This window comes from Acidimicrobiia bacterium, assembly GCA_041394025.1.
Taxonomy (GTDB): domain Bacteria; phylum Actinomycetota; class Acidimicrobiia; order IMCC26256; family JAOSJL01; genus JAOSJL01.
Map to the genome: position 1 here is coordinate 823782 of JAWKJA010000002.1, position 20425 is coordinate 844206.

Here is a 20425-nt window from a genome sequence, read left to right on the forward strand (position 1 = left end):
CGGCGTTCAATCGATCGACCCGGGGATGTTGATGTAGTCGGAGTAGAAGATCCCGACACCGAGCGCCACGAAGAGCCCTGCGATCAGCCAGAAACGGACGATGACGGTGAACTCGGGCCACCCGCCGACCTCGAAGTGGTGGTGGATCGGCGCCATCCGGAAGACCCGGGTCCCGAAGAGGCGGAACGACACGATCTGGGTGATGACCGACAACGTCTCGATCACGTAGAGCCCGCCGAGGATCGGCAGGAGGAGATCCACGTCGAGCAGCAGCGCCAGTCCTGCGAGCGCGCCGCCGAGAGCCAGCGAGCCGGTGTCGCCCATGAAGATCCGCGCCGGAGCCGCGTTCCACCACAGGAAGCCCGCGCAGGCTCCCACAAGAGCGGCCGCCACGATCGCCAGATCGAGCGCCTGGGCCGGCTCGATGCCGTAGATGTCGGGGTGACGGAACTTCCAAAAGGCGATGATCACGAACGCCGAGAGGACCAGTGTCGCCGAACCTGCCGCGAGACCGTCGAGGCCGTCGGTGATGTTCACGGCGTTCGACGAGCCGAGGATCATGAGCACGGCCCACACGCACCAGAGGGTCGCTCCCATCTGGAGGTCGAGTGAACGCGTGAAGGAGAGGTCGGTCGACACGTCGACCCACTCGAGAGCGAGGAGCGCGAACCCCACCGACACGAGCACCATCCCGGTGGTCTTGCCGCGCTTTCGCAGTCCGAGGTTGCGTCGCTTGAGAACGCCGAGCACATCGTCGAGGAACCCGATCACGGCCATCCCGAGGACGAGGCCGACGACGGCGATGCCCGAGCGGGCGAAGGCCACCGACTCCGTACGGACGTGCGCGATCAGGTAGCCGGCCACGGCGGCACCGACGAGAGCGACACCACCCATGGTGGGGGTGCCCTCCTTGGTGACGTGGGGGTGCGAGATGGGGCCGTCGTCGCGGATGGTCTGGCCGACCCCCCTCGTCGACAGGACGCGGATGAGCAGCGGCGTCCCGAGGACCGACAGCACGAAGGCGGCCGTCGCCGCCAGCAGGAGTCCGATCACGGCACAGCTCCGCTTCCGGGTCGTGGCGCCGGGTCCGCCTCGGCTCCTCTCGGTGCGAGCCGCTCGGCGAGGGCATCGAGCCCGACGGCCCGCGATCCCTTCACCAGGACAGCGTCGGCGCCGGTGACCCTGCCCGCGAGCAGAGAGTATGCGTGGTCGGGGTCGCGGGCCTCGATCACGTGCAACGTCCCCTCACGGCGAGCCGCCTCCGCAAGGGGCGCGGCCTCCTCCCCCACGACGATCACCTCGCTGACCCCGTGCGACGCGAGGCGTCCGCCAACGTCGGCGTGCTCGGGATCCGACTGCTCCCCGAGCTCGAGCATCGACCCCAGGACCGCGATGCGCCGGCCCGACACCGGGAGCTCGGCAAACGACTCGAGGGCCGCCCGCATCGAGACCGGATTGGCGTTGTAGCTGTCGTCGAGCACGACGGCTCCCGACGACGAGTGCCGGAGCTCCATGCGCAGCCGGGCGGGAAGGGCCGCGGCGAGCCCGGTCGACACGTGCTCCGGGGTGAGACCGAGTCGGAGTGCCACGGTCGAGGCGAGGGCCGCGTTGGCGACCTGGTGGACACCCCGCACTGCCAGCCGCGCCGTCACCTCTCCCCACCGGGAGTCGAGCGTGAGACTCGGGAACAGCTCGTCGTCGACGGTCACGGACCTGATGCGGACATCGGCGTCGCCCGCCCGACCGGCGGTGATGACCTCTTCACCGGTTCGCTGCCGCAGTCGGGGTGTTGCGGCGTCGTCCGCGTTCAGAACGGCGAATCCCCCGGGCTCGAGTGCCTCCAGGAGCTCGCCCTTGACGGCCGCGACCTCCTCGGGGCTCCCGAGGTGCTCGGCGTGCGCCGAGCCGATGTTGGTGACCACGCCGACCTGTGGACGGGCGATGGCCGCGAGCTCGGCGATGTTCCCGGGGAAGCGCGCGCCCATCTCGAGAACGAGCACGTCGACGTCGCCGGGTGCGCCGAGCACGGCGAGGGGAAGGCCCGACTCGTTGTTGAAGGAGGCCGGACTGGCGTGGGTGCGACGGTCGGTGCCCAGGATCGCCGCTGTGAGGTCCTTGGTGCCCGTCTTGCCCACCGAGCCCGTGATTCCCACCACGGTGGGATCGACGGCGCGACGGGCATGCGCCGCGAGCTCTCCGAGGGCCGTGAGCGGGTCGGGCACGAGAACGAGTGGAGCGCCCGGCGCGAGCGCTGGATCGGCGGGCACACGCCCCACGACGGCGGCCGCCGCTCCGCACCGGAAGGCGTCGACCACGAAGTCGTGACCGTCGCGGTTGTCACGCAACGCCACAAAGCACTCACCGGCCACGAGCGAACGCGAGTCGATACTGAACCCGACGACGGGGGTGTCCCCGGGACCACCGAGGAGGCGCCCACCGGTGACGGAGGCGACAGAGGCCGTCGTCCACGCGACCGGCCCGTCCGGCACGGGTGTCACCGGAGCTCCTCGATGGCGCGCCTCGCCACCTCGCGGTCGTCGAAGGGCACCAGCTCGCCGTGGATCTCCTGGCCCTGCTCGTGGCCCTTCCCGGCGATCACGACGATGTCGCCCGGCTCGGCGTCCTCGATCGCGCGGTAGACGGCCCGCCGCCTGTCGAGCTCGGTCAGGGGCTCCGCCCCGGACGCCCGGGCACCTTCGGCCACCGCCCGTGCGATGTCGCCGGGGTCCTCCGACCGTGGGTTGTCGGATGTGATGATCACCTCGTCGGCGCCCTGGGCGGCGGCGCGACCCATCAGCGGCCTCTTCCCACGGTCACGGTCCCCTCCGCAACCCACGACGACCCGGACCCGGCCCCGTGCGAGGGAACGGGCTGTGTCGAGAACTCGGGCCAGGGCATCGGGTGTGTGCGCGTAGTCGACCACGACATCGAACGGTTCGGCCTCGGTGATGCGCTCCAGGCGACCGGGAATCGGCACGCGCCGGGACAGCCCCGCCACGATGGAATCGGCCGGGACACCGGCCAGTGCGGCGGTCGCCGCTGCGGCGAGCGCGTTCTGGCGGTTCCACGCGCCGGGGAGCGCCAGAGTGACCGTTCCGACGCCCTGGCCCTCCCGCAGCAACGTGAAGGAGGTGGTCCAGCCGGTGCTGCGCACCGCTGCCGTACTCCAGGTCGCCGGCGTGGTCTCTCCGAACGTGGCGACGTCGAGGGGCGACCCCTCCAACCTCTCCCGGAGGACGCGGCCGTGGGCGTCGTCGACGTTGAGAGCCGCGGCACCCGTGTGGTCGGGAGTGAAGAGGGCCGCCTTGGCCTCGAAGTAGGCCTCGAGGGTCCCGTGGTAGTCGAGGTGCTCATGGGAGAGGTTCGTGAAGCACGCTGCGGTGAACCACGTGCCGTCGACACGGTGCTGTTCGAGCGCGTGCGACGACACCTCCATCGCAACCGCCTCGACCCCCGACGCCCTCATCATGGCGAGTGAGCGTTGGAGGTCGGGTGCCTCGGGCGTCGTGCGCGCCCCCGGGTGGTGCTCACCGGCGATCCTCGCGCCGAGGGTCCCCACGACGCCGGGTCGCAGCCCCGCCGCTGTGAACACCGATTCCAGGAGCAGGGTCGTGCTCGTCTTCCCGTTCGTCCCCGTGACACCGACGACGACGATGTGACGCGAGGGGTTTCCCTCGACGGCCGCTGCGGCAGGGCCGAGGCCCGCGCGGACCGACCCGACGAGGATCTGCACCACGTCGAGGTCGAGGGGACGATCCACGAGGAGGGCGACCGCACCGGCGGCAACGGCGTCGGGCGCGTGGTCGTGACCGTCGGTGAGCTCCCCGGGGATGCACGCGAACAACGCGCCCGGAGCGACGGCACGACTGTCGTGGGCCACCGATGTCACGTCGAGGTCAGCGGGCGCCGGGGAACCCAGGACCTCGGCGTCGGCGAGGGGCCCCTCCGGTGCGACGAGATCGCGCAGGAGCACGGGCGCCCCTCACCCGATCGGGGCGGCCGGATCGCCACCCTGGACCGGTGCCGGCGCGGGCGGTTCCCCGACCGGCGTGGACGCCGGGACGGCGGCCGCCGACGCGGCCTGTGCCTCCGCCGCTGCTGCCTCGGCGTCCGCCTGCTCCTGGGCGGCCTGAGCAGCCGCCTGAGCCGCAGCGGCCTCCGATGCCTGCGCGTACTGACCCGACCCGTTCGTCGGGACCATCCACGCACGCAGCGCCATGCGCATGATCTCGGCGAACACCGGCGCGGCGACGGTTCCGCCGTAGTAGGGCTGTGGGCGGTCCAGCACGACGAGACCCACGAGGTGCGGATCCTCGACGGGGGCGAAGCCGGCGAACGAGGCGTCGAAGGCTCCCTCGACGTAGCCGGCGCCGTTGTCGGCGACCTGCTGTGCCGTCCCCGTCTTGCCGGCGACCGTGTAACCGTCGACAGCAGCCAGGACCCCCGTGCCGGACGTGACCACGTCCGTCATCATGCTCGTGAGGGCGGCAGCGGTCGACTCGGAGATGACGCGCGTACCCGTGTCGATCGGCTTGTTCTGCCTCCGGCCGTCGGGATCGACCGTGGCGCTGACGAGACGCGGATCACGTGACTCACCGCCGTTGGCGATCGTCATGTAGACGTCGAGCATCTGGATCGGTGTCACGGCGAGGCCGTGGCCCATGGGAACGGTGGCGATGCTCGTTCCCGAGTAGTCCTCCGGTGCCAGGAGGATCCCCGGTGCCTCGCCGGGGAAGTCCACGGCCGTGCTCCTACCCAGGCCGAAGCGTCGCAGGTATTCGTCGAGCTTGTCCTTGCCGAGTTGCTGGGCGATCTGAATCGTCCCGACGTTCGACGACTCACGGAGGATGTCGGTGACGGACATCCCGAGCACCGGGTGTGGAGAGCTGTCGTGGAAGACGCCGTCGGCCACACCGATCTGCGATGGCACGGTGAACATGGTGTCGGGTGTGACGACACCCTCCTCGAGCGCCGCTCCTATGGTGATGGCCTTGTTGGTCGAGCCCGGCTCGAACACGTCCTGGAAGGCGCGGTTGTGCGACGTCGCTCCTGCGCGACGTGCACCCTCCTCACCGCCGTCGATGGTCGCCAGCGCGATGACGTCACCGGTCCGCACATCGGCGATGATGGCGGTGCCGCCGCGAGCGTTGGTGGCAGCCACCTGGTCGAGCAACGCTTCCTCCACCTCGTGCTGGAGGGACTGGTCGATGGTCAACACGAGGTCACTGCCCCGCTGTGCCGGCGTGTAGCGCCGCTCGGCGTTCGCGATCTCGCGTCCCTGCGGATCCAGCTCCACCTCCAGCTCACCGGGCGTTCCCGAGAGAACGTCGTCGTAGGCCGCCTCGAGGCCACCGAGCCCGTTGTTGTCGATCCCGGTGAAACCCACCACGGGCGCGGCGAGGCCACCGGCCGGGTAGTGCCGCTTCGACTCGGGCAGGAAGTCGACACCGGCGATGCCGAGGGCACGCACCTCGTCCGCGACCGCCGGGTCGATCTGGCGCGCGAGGTAGGCGAAGGCACTGTCGGGGACACTCAGCTTCGCCTCCAGCTCCGCCTGGTCGACACCGAGAACCGGGGCCAGGCGTGCAGCGTCTCCGACGGGGTCCCGCACGAGACGCGGGTCGGCGAAGACCGACTCCTGGGGGACCGAGAGGGCGAGATCGACGCCGTTGCGGTCGAAGATCGTGCCCCGCTCGGCCGACAACTCGACCGTGCTGACGCGCTGACCGGCACCGAGGGCGCTCAGACGATCGGCGCTGAAGCCCTGGATCTGCACCAGGCGGGCGGTGATGCCTCCGAATGCCAGAACGACGAGAACGAGAAGCGCCACCACGCGGCGGCGGGCCTGGAGACGCAGCGCGCCCGCACCCAGCCTCCGCCGGCGTGCCCGCGGACGGCGCTTTCCGCTGCGTCCGTGTGAGACCCCACGCCTCGGGGCGCCCCTCGCCCCCGAACGCGCCGCCGACCGGCGGACGTGCGAGGGACGGCGGGGCCGTTCACCAGGCCTAGGGCTGGGCATCGAGGTGCGGCTTGACCGCGTCCCACTCCTCGGGGTCAGCCAGCGTGGAGGTCGTCCCGCCCACGGTTCCGGTATCCGTTCCCCCGATGGGCGCCTCGAGGTAGTTCACGAAATCGGGTCGAACCATGCCCAGGCGCTCCGTTGCCTCGGACTCGATCCGCTCGGGCGAGCTCAACGCCGCGGCCTCGAGACGGAGTCGCTCGTAGCGCGTCTGCTCCTCGTCGATCCGGGAGCGGATCGAGTCGAGGGCCAGTCCCCGTTGTGCGATCACGACTTGGAACACGACGATGGCGAGAAGCCCGACGAAGACGATGAGTCCCATGAAGCGGACCAGGCCCAGGCCGCGCGTTCGTGTGCGCGGTCGAGGCTCCTCGACCGCACGGAGATGGCGACGAGGACGCGCGCGTTCGGGTGAGCCACCCGTTCGGCGCAGCGGGGCAGCGGACGCGGCAGTTGCCACGTTCCGGCGGGGAGCGGTGACGGCGGTCATCCCACCCCTTGAGCGACATCGTGTGATCTCCGGCGACGGAGGCGCTCCACCGCGCGGAGGCGGGCACTCCGGGAGCGGGGGTTGGCCGCCACCTCGTCGTCACGGGCCTTCAGGGCCCGCGTCGTGACCCGCTCGAACTCCGGCTGGTCACCCTCGTCGGTCCGCTGGACCGGCAGGCTGTCGACCTCGGTGATGTCGAGGAACCGCTCCTTGACCATCCTGTCCTCGAGCGAGTGATAGGCGATCGCCACCACCCGCCCTCCGGGGCTCACGAGACGCACTGACTCGTCGAGGCCCTCGGCGAGGTTGGGAAGCTCCCGGTTGACCTCCATACGGATGGCCTGGAAGGTGAGGCGCGCAGGACTCCCCTTGCGACGCGCCCTGGCCGGGACGGCGTCGCGTACGACGTCCACGAGCTCGCGGGTCGTCGACAGCGGCCGGGCCTCCATGATGCGACGGACGATGGGCCGGGCGAAGCGCTCCTCGCCGTAGTCGCGGATGATCCCGGTGAGTCGGTCTTCGTCGTAGGTGTTCACGACCTCGGCCGCCGTGAGGCTCTGGCCACTGTCCATGCGCATGTCGAGCGGTGCGTCGTGACGGTACGAGAAGCCACGCTCGGGTCGGTCGAGCTGCGGACTGCTCACACCGAGATCGAAAAGGATGCCCACGATGTCCCCCTTGCTGTCGGGGAGGCGCCCGAGCGCGTCCCCGACGACGTTCTCCAATTCTGCGAACACTCCCCGGACCACGACGGCCCGCCCGCCGAAACGTGCGAGTCGACTCCGGGCGACCTCCACGGCCGCAGGGTCACGGTCGACCCCGAGCACGCTGATGTCGGTACGGGACTCCAGGAGGGCGACTGCGTGACCTGCGCCCCCGACGGTGGCGTCCACGATGACGCCCGCCGGGACCGGTCGGAAGAGGCCGGTGACCTCCTCCACCAGTACCGGTGCATGTCCGAACTGCTCGTCCACTGGTCCCCCGCCCGGCCGTGCCCGATCCCTCGACAGCCCCCCGGTCCGGCGTGCACCACCCGGAGACTTTCCGGGCGGCTCGGTTGAAAGCGGGCGGAGTAGGGGCCTTCCACCGCACCGTCCGGGGGGCTGTCGAGGGGTCCGACGCAGCCGAACCCTCGTCCTCTGGTTGCTGCCGTCTCAGTACGTCGACCTCCCCGGTTGAGCGAATGGTGAGCCGATCGGCGGCGGGTTCACTGCGCGAATCCGTGGAGGTCGTCGGCCGACGCCGAGGCGGCCTCGGCACGCGCCTCGCGCTCGTCCCACGCTGCGGCGTCCCAGATCTCGATGCGGGCGAACACGCCCGCCACGACGACGTCCTTGTCGAGCCCGGCAAAGGAGCGCAGCTGCGGTGGGATCGCCACACGGCCCTGCTTGTCGGGCTCGAGCTCGGTGGCCCCGGCGAAGAACGAGCGTGCGGCCTCCTGGGCGGCCCGGTTGCCCTCCCGCATCGTCTCGCGAGTCGCTCGGGCGACCTCCTCGAACTCCCCGGCCGTGTAGACGTAGAGGCAGGGGTCGGTCATGGCCTTGGCCATGTAGGCGCCGTCGGCCAATTCGTCGCGAAAGCGCGCGGGAAGGGTCACACGGCCCTTCGCGTCGAGGGAGTGCCGGTACTCCCCTAGAAACATGGTCCCCCTCGTCGGCCATCGCCTGGCCCCTCACGCTGTGCCCCCGTGGGGGCTCCGACGCTTCACTCGTGTCCGGTCCACGCGGGCTGTCCCGTTCACCCCTGAAACCCACTGCGCACCACCATATGCCACTACTACCCACTCGTCAACCCCCACGTGCCCCTCGTTCCCCCTTCCCGGACCCCGTCTCCCCCACCGGCCACCACCCGGGCGCGCCGAACCCGCCGGCAAGGCGTCGCCGGGATGGTGCAGGGCTGTCGCGCTTGGCAACACGAGCGCACCAACCCCGCACCGATCAGGCCGGGATGGTGCAGTGCTGTCGCGCAAGGCAACACGAGCGCACCAACCCGGCGGGTGTCCCGGAGTGGGGCGTCAGGTCAGGCGGACACCGAGCGGAGGTAGGGCTCCCAGGTCGGGTCGAGCGAGCCGGCCACCGCAGCGATCCAGACGCGGGCGCGGGGCGCCACGGGTGCCCGGCGAAGCGACAGGTTCGTCTCGTGCAGGTACCGGTCGCGTTTGGCGCTGTTGCAGCGCCGGCACGACGCCACGACGTTGTCCCAGCTGTGCCCGCCGCCGCGCGACCGGGGGACGACGTGGTCGATGTTCTCGGCGGCCCGGTCGCAGTACTGGCAGCGGTGCCCGTCGCGGGCGAACACGGCGCGCCGCGACAGCGGCACCCTGTTGGAATGCGGGACGTGCACGTAGGTGTGGAGACGCACCACGGCGGGAGCCGGGATCGTCATCGTCTCGGCACGGAACTCGGCGCCGTTACGGTGGATGATCTCGGCCTTGTCCTTCAGCACGAGAACCACGGCTCGCCGCGCCGTGAGGACGCAGAGAGGCTCGAACGTGGCGTTGAGCAGCAGTGCCCGTCCCACCTCGACCCTCCGTGTCGCCGTGTGGCAGGTGAGTGTAGTGGGACCTCAACTCCGCCCGGCACGACATCGGCTCAGGTCACGGCACCACGCCAGGTAGTCGACGATGTCGTGCCGGGACGGTGGACGGTCGCGCCCGTAGGCGGTGAGTGCTCGGAAGCGCAGGTACCCCCGGCTCGGGACCGGCAGATATGGCGGGCGCCGCCACCACCCACGGGGGCTCAGCCCCACGGCCACGCGAAGCGCCGTCCACCAGAGGTCGGGGCGGGCGCCCACGGCGAGGACGGACCCGGTCCACGAGGCGTCTCGGGGCGTCCCGCCGACGGGGTCTGCGACGGTGGCGTGGTTTCGCCCGGGTAGCATCATTCCGCACGATAGTGCCATCGAGAGCGGCGAACGGCCGTCTGCCGTTGCCCCGCGGAGGTCGCGTGAGCCAGCCTGCCACCACACCCGACACCACCTCCTTCGCCACGTTGTTCGAGCGTCTGGCGCAGAACGTGGGCCGGGCCCTCACCGGCAAGCGCGAGGCCGTCCACCTGGCCCTGGTGGCCCTCTTCGCCGAGGGTCATCTCCTCATCGAGGACGTCCCGGGGATCGGCAAGACCGTTCTGGCACGCTCCGTGGCCCGCTCCATCGGCGGCACCTGGCGACGGATCCAGTTCACGCCCGACCTCCTCCCCTCCGACGTCACCGGCGTGTCGGTGTGGAACCGCTCCACGGGCGAGTTCGACTTCCGCCCCGGCGGGGTGTTCGCCAACGTCGTGCTCGCCGACGAGATCAACCGTGCCTCCCCGAAGACGCACGCGGCGCTGCTCGAGGCCATGGAGGAGCACCAGGTCACGGTCGACAGCCGTACCTACCCGCTCCGGCGCCCCTTCCTCGTCGTCGCCACCCAGAACCCGATCGAGCTCGAGGGCACCTACCCGCTTCCCGAGGCACAGCTCGACCGCTTCCTGATGCGCCTCGAGATCGGCTACCCCGACCGGTCGGCCGAGATCGAGATCCTCGAGTCGCATTGCCGGGACGACCCCGTCGACACGCTCGAAGCCGTGCTCGACGGTGACGCCCTCGAAACCGCGATCACCGCTGTCGAGAACGTCCATGTGAGTGACGGGCTGCGCGGCTACATGGTCGACATCGTCGAGGCCACACGCCGCCACCGCGACCTCGTGCTGGGTGTGAGCCCGCGCGGGGCCATCGGCCTCCAGCGCGCGGCCCGGGCGCTTGCGGCGAGCGTCGGGCGCGAGTACGTGATCCCCGACGACGTGAAGCTCCTGGCCCGGCCGGTCCTGGCGCACCGCATGCTGGTGTCGACCGAGGCCCGGCTGCGGGACGTCACAGCCGGGGACGTGCTCGCCGGTGTGCTCGACTCGGTCGCCGTCCCCGGCCCGCCCGGGTAGCAACCGTGCCGACAAGCCGTGGGTGGTCGCTCCTCGGCGGTTCCGTCGGCCTCCTCGTGGCCGGTCGGGTGCTCGGGCTCCCGGAGCTCGCCGTGCCGGCGGTGGCCGCGCTGGTGGGGCTCGCCCTCACCGTTCTCTGGGTCCGCCTCCGAACGGTGGAGCTCGACGTCAGGCGTCGGATCGCACCGCACCACACCTCTGTCGGTGGGGAGGCCGTGGTGACCGTGACCGTGGAGAACAGGGTCTCCCGCTCCACACCCGTCGTCAGTGTCACCGACACGATCGACGGGGGCCGCCGTATCGCCCCGTTCCTCGTCGGTCCTGTCGCCCGGCGGGCCACGACCGAGGCCCACTACACGCTCCCGGCCACGAGGCGGGGTCGCGTCGACGTCGGTCCCCTGCGCGTCACGCTCACCGACCCCTTCGGCCTCGCCCGCCGCGCCTTCATGGACGAGCAGGTCGACTCCCTGCTCGTCCACCCACGTGTCCATCCACTGCGCCTCGTGCCCGACACCGCTCTCGGAACGAGCGGCGTACGACGGCCGATCCCGTTCTCGGGAACCGACGGGACGTTTCGCTCTGTGCGCGCGTACCGATCGGGTGACGACCCCCGGTCGATCCACTGGAAGTCGACTGCGCGCACGGGCACGATCATGGTGCGCGAACACGAGCGGCGCTCCACGCAGACAGTCACGGTCTACCTCGACACACGTCGGGCCGTCCATGATGCCGCGTCGTTCGAGCGGGCGGTGGAGGTGGCCGCCTCGGTGATTGCAGCACTCGAGGAGCGCGGACGGCCCTTCCGGCTCGTCACGCTCCACGGTGTGCTCCTCGACGGTCACCGCCCCGGTCGTAGCGCCCTGGCCGGGGACGAGCTCGTCCTGGTCTCCCCCGACGACAGGCGGTCACCGGGCAGCACCCACCGGGAGGCCACGGGGTGGTCCGAGGGCGACATCGCGATCGTGATCCTCGGTAGCGGAGCACCGGGACGCGACCCCTTCACGGACCTCCCGGTCCGGCAGCGCGCGTCCACGGTCGCGGTCCTCACGAGGCCGGTCGCCGGCACCGCTCCCGCCGGTGAGATCACCGTGGACGCCACCGACATGGACACCTTTGCGCGGTCCTGGAACGACGCTCTGGCGGCGGTGCCGAGCACCGACATCCCCGCCCCGGCCCACAGCCCACGAGAAGGAGACCGGCGGTGGACACCACAGGCCGTGGAGAGACGCTAGCACTCGCCGGTGCCGGCATCGCCGCGGCCGCCTCGTTCTCGGCGGTCTTCGACGACTGGCGGTTCTTCCCCGCGCTCGCCGGCGCCGTCGTCGTCCCGCACCTCGTCGGCCACGTGTGCCGCCGACGCTCCCTGCCGGCGGTGCTCGTACCGGTCATGGCGCTCGCGGCGCTCGCCCTCTACGCCGCCTGGACGGTCGCTCCCGGCACGACCGCCTTCGGGGTCCCCACGCCGGCGACGCTGGGGGAGCTCGTCGACTCCTGGGACCAGGGCTGGAGCGTCGTGCGCCATGACGCGGTCCCCGTCCCGGTCGAGCCCGGAGTCCTGCTCCTGTCGGTCATCGGCGTCGGGCTGCTCTCGACGGCAGCCGACACGCTGGCGTTCACAGCGGACGCAACCGTGGGAGCGGCCATTCCCGGCGTCGTCCTGCTCACGATCACCGGGATACTCGGGGACGACACCGGAGCGCTCGCTCCCGCCGCGGTCTTCTGCCTGTCCTTCGCCGTCTTTCTCGCGTTGCGGCACGCCTCACTGCGCGAGCGCTCGCGCAGCTGGTTCCTCCCCTCCGGACATCCCCGTCGTTGGAGCATGTCGCGCTCCCTGGCGTTCGCCGCCGTTGCCGTCCTCGGTGCGCTCCTGCTCGTTCCCGCCCTTCCCGGCTCGGACGCCGACGCCCTGTTCGACTACGACGGTCTCCTGGAGGACAGCGGCGGCGGTGACCTCGTCGCGGGCAACCCCGTCGTCGACATCCACTCGAACCTCCTCGAGTTCCCCGACACCGTGATGTTCACGGCCGATGCCGACGCGCCCTACTACCGTCAGGCGACGCTCGACGTGTTCGACGGGACCTCGTGGACCTTCTCCGAGCAGCGCTTCGGTGACGCCGACCCCGATTCCGGGTTCCCCGGTACGGGGCAGGCCCCCACCACCGAGCGCGAGTTCGCGATCACGATCGAGGCGCTCCGCGGCTCCTGGCTGCCCGCCCCGTACCGCCCGGTGGACGTCGACGGCCTCGACGCGGGCACGGCACCGGACCGTCCGGACGTGTTCCTCGAGGACGGACTCGCCGGAGGCGACACGTACACCGTGCGCTCCGAGATCCCCGAGAGGCTCGACGCGGCCGACCTCGACAGTGCCGGCCCGGCAGCGGGCACCGGCCTCGACCCCTACCGGGATCTCCCCGACGACTTCCCCGAGCCTCTCCGGCAGAAGGCCACCGAGATCGTCGCAGCCGCAGGGGCCACCACGCCCTACGAGATGGCCGTGGCCCTGCGGGACTGGTTCCGCAACCAGGAGGGGCCCGAGCGCTTCGTGTACGACGACACCGTCGAGGCAGGGCTGGGTGTCGACACCATCGAGCAGTTCGTGCTGCTGCCCGTGGAGGAGGGGGGTCACACGGGGTACTGCGAGCAGTTCTCGACGTCGATGTCGGCCCTGGGGCGCTCCCTGGGTCTCCCCACCCGTGTGGCGGTCGGCTACCTGAGCGGTGAGCGCTCGGAGGAGTCGGGCCTCTACGAGATCCGCGGCGACCGCTCCCACGCCTGGTCGGAGGTCTACATCGACGGCACCGGGTGGGTCCCCTTCGACGCCACCCCCGGCAACGGAGCGGCAGAAGGGGTCGCCGGAGACCACTCGGTCGAGCCGATCGGCGCCGGCGGACAGGCGCCACCGCCCACAGGGCCTCCGACCGGCGAAACCCCCCCGTCGACGGTCGCACCGCCGCAGGAGCCCGCCGTGCCCGATCCCGCGGAGGGTGACGATCCCGGCGGCGTTCCGGCAGCCTCCCCGGGAGCGACCTGGACCGCGCCGAGGGTGGTCGCGGCGGTGGCGGCCGGGGTCGTCCTTCTCGTCGGCGGCCCGTGCCTGGCGATCGTCGGGATCAAGCGCCGCCGTCGCTCGTCGCGCGCCTCACGCTCGGAGACCCGCGACCGCATCATCGGCGCGTGGGAGGAAACCGGTGAGCGCCTCGCCGAGGCCGGTATCCGACCCGAGCCACAGGACTCCCCCAACGACTTCGCGCGCCGGGCTGCGCTCACCGCCGGCGAGGCAGCGCCCCCTCTCGAACACCTGGCACACCACTACACCGAGGCGTGCTACTCCGCGGCGCAACCCGCCGACGAGTCGGCCCGGGAGGCGTGGCAGGACGCCGATGCCGTGGCCCGAGCACTCGACGCCGAGGTTTCCACCGGCCGGCGCCTCCGCCGCCGCCTCGACCCACGTTCCCTACGCCGCACGCACACTCCCGCGACCCCGTAGGAATCTGTTCCCTACGGGTCGTCGCGGCGCCAGCGCTCACGCCAGCGCCGGCCGACGTTCCCGACGGAACCGCCGATGCCGCGGCCCCGCATGGCACCCGTGAGGTTCTGGAGCCCGGCCTTTCCGATCTTGCGCACGTTGCTCTCGAGCACGAAGAGGCACGCCAGCATGATGCCGAACGCCCCCAGTGCCAGGAGCGTGCTGGTGGAGACGGTGGCGATGAGCAGGACGAAGCCGAGGACGAAGCCGGCGATCGACCACTTGATGGACCGTGCGGCGTGCTTGTAGAGGGTGGTCTCGGAAACCTGCTGCGCCAAGTCGGGGTCGGTGTCGTGGAGCTGCTGCTCGATCTCGGACAGGATCCGCTGCTCGTCCTCGGACAGTGGCATCGGTCGCTGCGGCTCCTCGCCAGATCCGGACCGGTCGGTCCGTCGGTCGTGTCGGCCCCCATTCTCGCGCACGCGGGACGGCGAACGCCCGCGGAGACCGACGATCGTCACCGCCCCCCGTCGGGCCCGTAGAGCGACCCACGGCGCTGCACCCGCAGGCCGCCCGGGCCCGCCAGGCGCGCCGGTCCCACGGCCTCCTCGCCGAAGCGGTCACGCAGCTCGTCGAGCGCCAGGTCGAGCCTCCGGGACGGATCGTCGCCGCCGTCCAGGTCGAGGGTCTCCTGGGATGCCCCGCGCTCCAGGAGGTTGGAGGTCGAGACCCCCAGGAGGCGGAGTCCACGGCCGACGTCGACGTCATCGAGCAGCTCCAGCGCCACGCTCGAGATGGTGGCCGCATGGTCCGTGGGCTCGGTCAACGTCCGGCTCCGGGTGATCGTGGAGAAGTCGGGGTACCGCGCCTTGAGCACGACCGTGCGCGCCACCAGGCCCGCAGAGCGGAGGCGCCGGGCCACGAGCTCGGCGAGGCGCACCACCTCGGCGTGGAGAGCACGCCGCGAGTGCACATCGCGGGCGAATGTCTCCTCGTGGCCGACCGACTTGGCCTCCCGGACGGTCTCGACCCGGCGGTCGTCGGCATTGGTGGCCAGCGAGAGGAGATGCTCGGCACGCCCGGGTCCGACAGCCCGGTCGAGTGCACCGTCGGGGAGCCGTGCGAGATCGGCGACCGTGCCCACCCCGAGACGCTCCAGCTTCACGAGGGTGGCAGGGCCCACGCCCCACAGCCGGCCGACCGGCAACTGCTCGAGGTAGCCGGCTTCGGCGTCGGGGGCGAGAACGAGAACCCCGTCGGGCTTCGCGTCCTGGCTCGCCAGTTTCGCCAGGTGCTTCGTGGTCGCACCCCCGACCGACACCACGAGGCCGGTCGCGGTCCTCACCCGTTCGCGTAGCACCTCGGCGATCTCCACCGAGCTCCCGAGGAGCCGATGCGCACCGGTGACGTCGAGGAACGCCTCGTCGAGGGCGAGCGGCTCGACGAGGGGCGTGACGCTCCGGAACACCTCCAGGACCGTGCGGCTGGCCTCGCTGTAGGCCTCGAACCGCGGGGGCAGGAACACGCCGTCGGGGCAGGCCCGGCGGGCGTGGGCTGTCGGCATCGCCGAATGGACCCCGAACCGTCGAGCCTCGTAGCTCGCCGCGGCGACGACGCCGCGGTTGCCGAGCCCTCCGACGATGACGGGCTGCCCGACGAGCGAGGGGTCGTGCAGTTGCTCGACCGACGCGAAGAATGCATCGAGGTCTGCATGGAGGATCGACCGCGTGGTGGGACGAGCCTCGTCGTCGGCTCCTGCGCGGCTCATGGAGACAGCCGACGGACCTCGAGGGCGTCGACGCGTGTGCCCCGCACCTCGTAGTGGAATGCCTGGGCGTCACGCGACGACCACCTCCCGGCCATCCACGCCGCGAGTGGCTCCCGCACCCAGGGCGGGCACGTGGAGAGAACGTCGCTGCACCCCGCGTCATCGAGGAATTCGGCCGCCACGACGATCTCGTCGGGATCGTCGACGAGGAGCTCGCCGTCGAACTCGAGTGCGTAGTGGACCTCGCAGCTCATCCGCCAGCCCATGTCGGGGGCATCGGCGCGGACGGTGTAGACGGGACCGTCCCACCGACCGACCGTGATGCCCGTCTCCTCGACGACCTCCCGGGTGAGCCCGGCGGCCAGTGACCGGTCGGTGGCGTCGATCACCCCGCCCGGAGGCGTCCAGTCGACCCGTCCGCCGTGGCGGACGTTGCGCACCATGAGGAGCCCGTCGGCGTTCTCGACCAGGCCGCCCGCCACCGTCCAGTCGAGAAGATCGGTGTCGGGGGAGGGCGCGCCGGGCACGACGTCAGTCTCGCGCGGCCTCCCCGGGTGCCGTGCTCCCGACCGCTCCGTCGCCCATCGCCGGTGACCGACGGTGTCGCCGGCCGAACAGGCGGCGCGGGAGGTCCCGGATGCCCCACCAGGTCACGAGGATCAGGGCCTCCACGACGATCCGGCTCGACATCTTCGACTGCCCGAGCGTTCGGTCGCGGAACTCGATGGGCACCTCGGCGAGGCGCCCGCCCTGTTGCTGGACGCGGTAGGCCATCTCGACCTGGAAGCCGTACCCGTCGGCGCGTACCGAGTCGAGGTCGATGCCGCGCAGCGCCGTGGCGCTGTAGGCGCGAAAGCCTGCGGTGGCGTCCTGCACCCGGAGCCCCAGAACGATCCTGGCGTAGAGGTTCCCACCACGCGAGATGGCGCGACGGAGAAACGTCCAGTCGGGGATCGACCCTCCCGGCACGTAGCGCGACCCGATGACGAGGTCGTTGCCGTCCTCCACCCCGGCGAGCAGTGACGGGACAACCGCCGGGTCGTGCGACAGGTCGGCGTCCATCTCCACGAACGCCTCGTAACCGCGCTCGAGGCCCCACCGGAAGCCGGCGCGGTAGGCGGAGCCGAGACCCGACTTACCGCTGCGCTCGAGGACCTCGAGATTCCCGATCTCGTCGGCCAGGTCGCGCGCCATTCCCGCCGTGCCGTCGGGGCTGCCGTCGTCGACGACGAGCACCTGGACGTCGGGAGCGGCCGCTCGGAGGCGGTGGAGGACCTCGGCGATGTTCTCGGCCTCGTTGTAGGTGGGAAGAACCAGGAGGGAGCGCATGGGGCCGATCAGCCTACCGGTGGGAGCCCGCGAAACCGGCGCAGGTACGCTGCGCGGCGTGGACGACACACCCGAGACCCCGCCCGGTGACACGCCCGGTGACACGCCCGGAGCAGGCGAGACACCGCAGGCCGACGACACGCCGCAGGCCAACGACATCGTGATCCCGGCGGGTCATCCCGGTGTGCCGGGCCGCGGCGCGGTGATGCTGGCCTTCGCCGGGGTCGTCGTCGCCGGTGTCCTCGGCGGGATGATCGGCTACGGCCTCGCCGACATCATGTGCGACGGCGACTGCGGCCCGATGGTCGCCCTCGGCACCCTCGTCGGTGCCGCGCTGGCCGCCGCCGGAGTCGGGGTGGTCGCGGTCCTCGTGCTGCGCGCCATGGTCGAGTGGAAACGGACACCCCGCCGGACCGCGACGGCCCGCCGGCGAACATTCCCGGCGACTGACGGCTCAGCCCGACAGCTGCCGGGCGCCGGCCATGTCGTCGAGGACGGCGCAGGCGTGGGTGAGGCCGTCATCGTCGACGTCCTTGTGGGTCACGAACCGAACCGTGTCGTCGCCCACCATCCCCGCCTTCACGCCGCCCGCCGCGAGGCGCTCGAGCACGTCGCCTGGAAGGGCCTCGGCGACGGTGCACACGATGTTGGTGGCGACAGCCGCCGGGTCGATCGACCCCGGGAAGCGGTCGGCGAGGTGCTCGGCGAGCCTACGGGCACGGTCGTGGTCCTCGGCGAGGCGCTCCACCATCGTCTCGATCGCCACCACGCCCGCAGCGGCGATGACCCCGGCCTGGCGCATTGCCCCACCCATGTCGTGGCGCTGCAGGCGCGCCTCGGCGATGACGTCGGCCGGTCCGGAGAGCAGGGATCCCACCGGTGCGCCGAGACCCTTCGACAGGCAGCACATCACCGTGTCGGCGTGCGCCGCGATCTCCGCGGGTGTGCGCCCCGTGGCGATCGCGGCGTTCCAGATACGGGCACCGTCCATGTGCAACACAACACCTGCGTCCCGGCACACACCCGACACCGCCGCGAGCTCGTTGTCCACCCACGGTCGTCCGCTCGCGGCCATGTGGGTGTTCTCGATCGTGACGGCACGAACCGACCCGAGCTCGGCGAGCTGAGAGGCCACGGTGTCGGGACCGAGCGTCCCGCCGGAGTCGTCGAGGCGGACGAGGTCGACCCCTGCCCCCCTCTCACCCAGCGGCTCGTAGTTCACGATGTGCGACCGCTCGCCGGACACCACCGTCGTGCCCGAGCCGGCGAGGACCCGGAGCGCCAACTGATTGCCCATTGTTCCCGTCGGGACGAACAGCGACGCCTCCTTGCCGAGCAGTGCGGCGGTGAGCGACTCGAGGCGGTTGACGGTCGGATCCTCGCCGTAGACGTCGTCGCCGACCTCCGCCGCGGCGATGGCCGCGCGCATCTCCGGTGTCGGCACGGTGACCGTGTCGGATCGGAGATCGACCACCGCGCCGTCCCGCGGGGATCCGATGGTCATCCGGTCGGCGTCTCCAGCGGGCGGATGAGGCCCTCCTGGATGACCGTGACGACGAGATCACCGCCCTGGGTGTAGAGGAACCCTTCGGCGATGCCGCGCGCCCCGGACGCCGAGGGCGTCTTCTGGTGGTAGAGGAGCCACTCGTCGGCGCGGAACGGCCGGTGGAACCACATCGCATGGTCGAGGCTGGCGATCTGGTATCCGCCCGAGGCCGACGACATGTCGTGTGGCAGCATCGCCGTGTCGAGGAGCGTGAAGTCGGACGCGTACGTCACCACGCACTCGTGGATGAAGCGCTCGTCGGGGAGGTCGCCGTCGGCACGGATCCACACGAGCTGCTCAGCGCCCCGGGGGCTGGGATCGAGCCACGGTGGCTCGGCGCAGTGACGCGAGTCGATCGGGCGGTCGCGCTCGGCCCACTCGTCGAACTCGGGCCCGAACCTGTCGCGATGGCGTTCGAGACGTTCGCCGAATGTCGGAAGCGACTCGGGGTCAGGAGCCTCGGGCGCCTCGTACTGGTGTTCGGGACCGACCTCACGGATCTGGAACGACGCCTGGAGGTTGAAGATGGCCCGGCCGTGCTGGATCGCGACGACACGTCGAGTGGTGAAGCTACGCCCGTCGCGAAGCCGGTCGACCTCGTAGACGATGGGAACTTCGGGATCACCCGGTCGGAGGAAGTACGCGTGCAGCGAGTGCACGTCGCGCTCGGGCTCCACGGTACGACCGGCCGCGACCAGCGCCTGGCCCGCCACCTGCCCACCGAACACTCTCTGCGTGTCCTCATCGGGACTGCGACCCCGAAACAGGTTGACCTCGAGCGCCTCTACATCGAGCAGCGCCAACAACGTGTCGAGCGCGGTCCCCATGGCGTCTCCGTTCCTCGGCGGTCGTCGTCAGCCGAAGAAGACTTCGGCCACGTCGAAGAGGTCGTCGTCGACCGTCTTGAGGGTCCCGACGGCCTCACCGATCGGCACGAGGTTGATGTCGGAACCCTGGAGCGCCACCATCGTCCCGAACTCGCCGTGCTCCACCGCATCGATCGCCGCGACCCCGAAGCGGGTCGCGAGCACCCGGTCGTAGGCCGTGGGTGTCCCGCCCCGCAGAACGTGGCCCAGGATGGTCTCGCGCGTCTCGAAGCCGGTCCGGCTCTCGATCTCCTCCCGTACGGTCGTGCCGATTCCACCCAGGCGCACGTGGCCGAAGGCGTCACGCTCGCCTTCCTGGACGACGAGGGTGCCCTCCTTGGGAACGGCGCCCTCGGCCACGACCACGATCGAGAAACTCGAGCCGCTCCGGTGTCGGTGGCGGATCCGGTCGCAGACCTCGTCGATGTCGAAGGGCCGCTCCGGGATGAGGATCACGTCGGCTCCCCCGGCCATCCCCGAGTGCAGCGCGATCCAGCCGGCGTGGCGTCCCATCACCTCTACGACCATCACCCTGTCGTGGCTCTCGGCGGTCGTGTGCAGCCGGTCGATGGCGTCGGTGGCGATCTGAACCGCCGTCTGGAACCCGAAGGTGTAGTCGGTACCCGACAGGTCGTTGTCGATGGTCTTGGGCACTCCTACGACCGACACGCCTTCCTCGGACAGCTTGGCGGCGACCCCGAGCGTGTCCTCCCCCCCGATCGGGATCAACGCGTCGATCCTGTCGCGCTCGAGAGACGCCAGGACACGCTCGACGCCATCGTCCTCGTTGTAGGGGTTCGTGCGCGAGCTGCCGAGCATCGTCCCGCCGAGTTGCAGGATGCCGCGCGTGCTCGTCACCGTGAGGTCCTCGGTCGTCCCGTCGAGGACCCCACGCCATCCGTAACAGAAACCGATGACGTTGTGGCCGTAGACCCCTTCGCCCTTCCGCACGACGCCGCGGATCACCGCGTTGAGGCCCGGACAGTCCCCACCACCGGTCAGCATTCCCACCCTCATGAAACCC

At 71.1% G+C, this 20425-nt stretch carries 19 protein-coding genes; 3 read left to right on the plus strand and 16 right to left on the minus strand.

Annotated elements, in window-relative coordinates; genetic code table 11:
- Positions 1–6 precede the first annotated feature (6 nt).
- From mraY to R3A49_03855, 9 genes are all read right to left on the minus strand, one after another.
- Positions 7–1053, minus strand: coding sequence for a phospho-N-acetylmuramoyl-pentapeptide-transferase (mraY, locus tag R3A49_03815; protein MEZ5169856.1), 1047 nt, complete (start codon positions 1051–1053; stop codon positions 7–9).
- Positions 1050–2498, minus strand: coding sequence for a UDP-N-acetylmuramoyl-tripeptide--D-alanyl-D-alanine ligase (murF, locus tag R3A49_03820; GenBank protein ID MEZ5169857.1), 1449 nt, complete (start codon positions 2496–2498; stop codon positions 1050–1052). Before murF ends, mraY begins: the two co-directional genes overlap by 4 nt.
- Positions 2495–3973, minus strand: coding sequence for a UDP-N-acetylmuramoyl-L-alanyl-D-glutamate--2,6-diaminopimelate ligase (locus R3A49_03825; protein MEZ5169858.1), 1479 nt, complete (start codon positions 3971–3973; stop codon positions 2495–2497). Before R3A49_03825 ends, murF begins: the two co-directional genes overlap by 4 nt.
- A gap of 9 nt (positions 3974–3982) precedes the next feature.
- Positions 3983–5833 carry a penicillin-binding protein 2 gene (locus tag R3A49_03830; protein MEZ5169859.1) on the minus strand — a complete coding sequence of 617 codons (1851 nt, stop codon included), beginning with the start codon at positions 5831–5833 and terminating at the stop codon, positions 3983–3985.
- Between the two features lie 172 nt (positions 5834–6005).
- Complete coding sequence (locus tag R3A49_03835; protein MEZ5169860.1) at positions 6006–6341, minus strand: cell division protein FtsL; 336 nt, start codon at positions 6339–6341, stop codon at positions 6006–6008.
- 164 nt (positions 6342–6505) lie between these two features.
- Positions 6506–7483: a 16S rRNA (cytosine(1402)-N(4))-methyltransferase RsmH gene (gene rsmH, locus R3A49_03840; GenBank protein ID MEZ5169861.1), complete on the minus strand. Its 978-nt coding sequence runs from the start codon at positions 7481–7483 to the stop codon at positions 6506–6508.
- Between the two features lie 233 nt (positions 7484–7716).
- On the minus strand, positions 7717–8151 hold the full coding sequence (gene mraZ, locus R3A49_03845; GenBank protein MEZ5169862.1) for a division/cell wall cluster transcriptional repressor MraZ: 435 nt from the start codon (positions 8149–8151) through the stop codon (positions 7717–7719).
- Between the two features lie 377 nt (positions 8152–8528).
- Positions 8529–9029, minus strand: coding sequence for an HNH endonuclease (locus R3A49_03850; GenBank protein ID MEZ5169863.1), 501 nt, complete (start codon positions 9027–9029; stop codon positions 8529–8531).
- Positions 9030–9074: 45 nt separating this feature from the next.
- A complete protein-coding gene (locus tag R3A49_03855) occupies positions 9075–9389 on the minus strand; it encodes a hypothetical protein (GenBank protein ID MEZ5169864.1) in 315 nt (104 codons plus the stop codon).
- A 65-nt stretch (positions 9390–9454) separates the two neighbouring features.
- Between R3A49_03855 and R3A49_03860 the strand changes: the two genes are divergently transcribed.
- Genes R3A49_03860 through R3A49_03870 form a run of 3 tightly spaced genes read left to right on the plus strand, consistent with a single transcriptional unit; the run spans position 9455 to position 13913 of the window.
- Positions 9455–10426 carry a MoxR family ATPase gene (locus tag R3A49_03860; protein ID MEZ5169865.1) on the plus strand — a complete coding sequence of 324 codons (972 nt, stop codon included), beginning with the start codon at positions 9455–9457 and terminating at the stop codon, positions 10424–10426.
- A 5-nt stretch (positions 10427–10431) separates the two neighbouring features.
- Complete coding sequence (locus R3A49_03865; GenBank protein MEZ5169866.1) at positions 10432–11658, plus strand: DUF58 domain-containing protein; 1227 nt, start codon at positions 10432–10434, stop codon at positions 11656–11658.
- The gene (locus R3A49_03870) at positions 11628–13913 is read left to right on the plus strand and encodes a DUF3488 and transglutaminase-like domain-containing protein (protein MEZ5169867.1); all 2286 of its coding nucleotides are present in this window, start codon (positions 11628–11630) and stop codon (positions 13911–13913) included. The genes R3A49_03865 and R3A49_03870 overlap by 31 nt, the downstream gene beginning before the upstream one ends.
- 11 nt (positions 13914–13924) lie before the next feature.
- Here R3A49_03870 and R3A49_03875 read toward each other — a convergent pair whose 3' ends face one another.
- The 7 genes from R3A49_03875 to R3A49_03905 all read right to left on the minus strand — a co-directional run bounded on the left by R3A49_03875 (position 13925) and on the right by R3A49_03905 (position 20418).
- A complete protein-coding gene (locus R3A49_03875) occupies positions 13925–14302 on the minus strand; it encodes a DUF3040 domain-containing protein (GenBank protein ID MEZ5169868.1) in 378 nt (125 codons plus the stop codon).
- Positions 14303–14409: 107 nt separating this feature from the next.
- Positions 14410–15660 (minus strand): DNA polymerase IV, encoded by a 1251-nt coding sequence (locus R3A49_03880; GenBank protein ID MEZ5169869.1) that lies wholly within the window; start codon positions 15658–15660, stop codon positions 14410–14412.
- Positions 15657–16187 (minus strand): NUDIX hydrolase, encoded by a 531-nt coding sequence (locus R3A49_03885; protein MEZ5169870.1) that lies wholly within the window; start codon positions 16185–16187, stop codon positions 15657–15659. The genes R3A49_03880 and R3A49_03885 overlap by 4 nt, the downstream gene beginning before the upstream one ends.
- Before the next feature lie 4 nt (positions 16188–16191).
- Positions 16192–16989, minus strand: coding sequence for a polyprenol monophosphomannose synthase (locus tag R3A49_03890; GenBank protein ID MEZ5169871.1), 798 nt, complete (start codon positions 16987–16989; stop codon positions 16192–16194).
- A gap of 454 nt (positions 16990–17443) precedes the next feature.
- Positions 17444–18493: a threonine aldolase family protein gene (locus tag R3A49_03895; GenBank protein MEZ5169872.1), complete on the minus strand. Its 1050-nt coding sequence runs from the start codon at positions 18491–18493 to the stop codon at positions 17444–17446.
- Positions 18490–19362, minus strand: a complete 873-nt coding sequence (locus R3A49_03900; GenBank protein ID MEZ5169873.1) for an acyl-CoA thioesterase II — start codon at positions 19360–19362, stop codon at positions 18490–18492. The genes R3A49_03895 and R3A49_03900 overlap by 4 nt, the downstream gene beginning before the upstream one ends.
- 27 nt (positions 19363–19389) lie before the next feature.
- Positions 19390–20418, minus strand: coding sequence for a 6-phosphofructokinase (locus R3A49_03905; GenBank protein MEZ5169874.1), 1029 nt, complete (start codon positions 20416–20418; stop codon positions 19390–19392).
- Positions 20419–20425: the final 7 nt, after the last annotated feature.

Coding starts and splice junctions, on each gene's coding strand:
- R3A49_03895 (MEZ5169872.1), bottom strand. CDS start 18,493: ATGACCATCGGATCCCCGCGGGACGGCGCGGTGGTCGATCTCCGATCC.
- R3A49_03880 (MEZ5169869.1), bottom strand. CDS start 15,660: ATGAGCCGCGCAGGAGCCGACGACGAGGCTCGTCCCACCACGCGGTCG.
- R3A49_03875 (MEZ5169868.1), bottom strand. CDS start 14,302: ATGCCACTGTCCGAGGACGAGCAGCGGATCCTGTCCGAGATCGAGCAG.
- R3A49_03855 (MEZ5169864.1), bottom strand. CDS start 9,389: ATGCTACCCGGGCGAAACCACGCCACCGTCGCAGACCCCGTCGGCGGG.
- R3A49_03835 (MEZ5169860.1), bottom strand. CDS start 6,341: ATGGGACTCATCGTCTTCGTCGGGCTTCTCGCCATCGTCGTGTTCCAA.
- R3A49_03890 (MEZ5169871.1), bottom strand. CDS start 16,989: ATGCGCTCCCTCCTGGTTCTTCCCACCTACAACGAGGCCGAGAACATC.
- R3A49_03905 (MEZ5169874.1), bottom strand. CDS start 20,418: ATGAGGGTGGGAATGCTGACCGGTGGTGGGGACTGTCCGGGCCTCAAC.
- mraZ (MEZ5169862.1), bottom strand. CDS start 8,151: ATGTTTCTAGGGGAGTACCGGCACTCCCTCGACGCGAAGGGCCGTGTG.
- R3A49_03900 (MEZ5169873.1), bottom strand. CDS start 19,362: ATGGGGACCGCGCTCGACACGTTGTTGGCGCTGCTCGATGTAGAGGCG.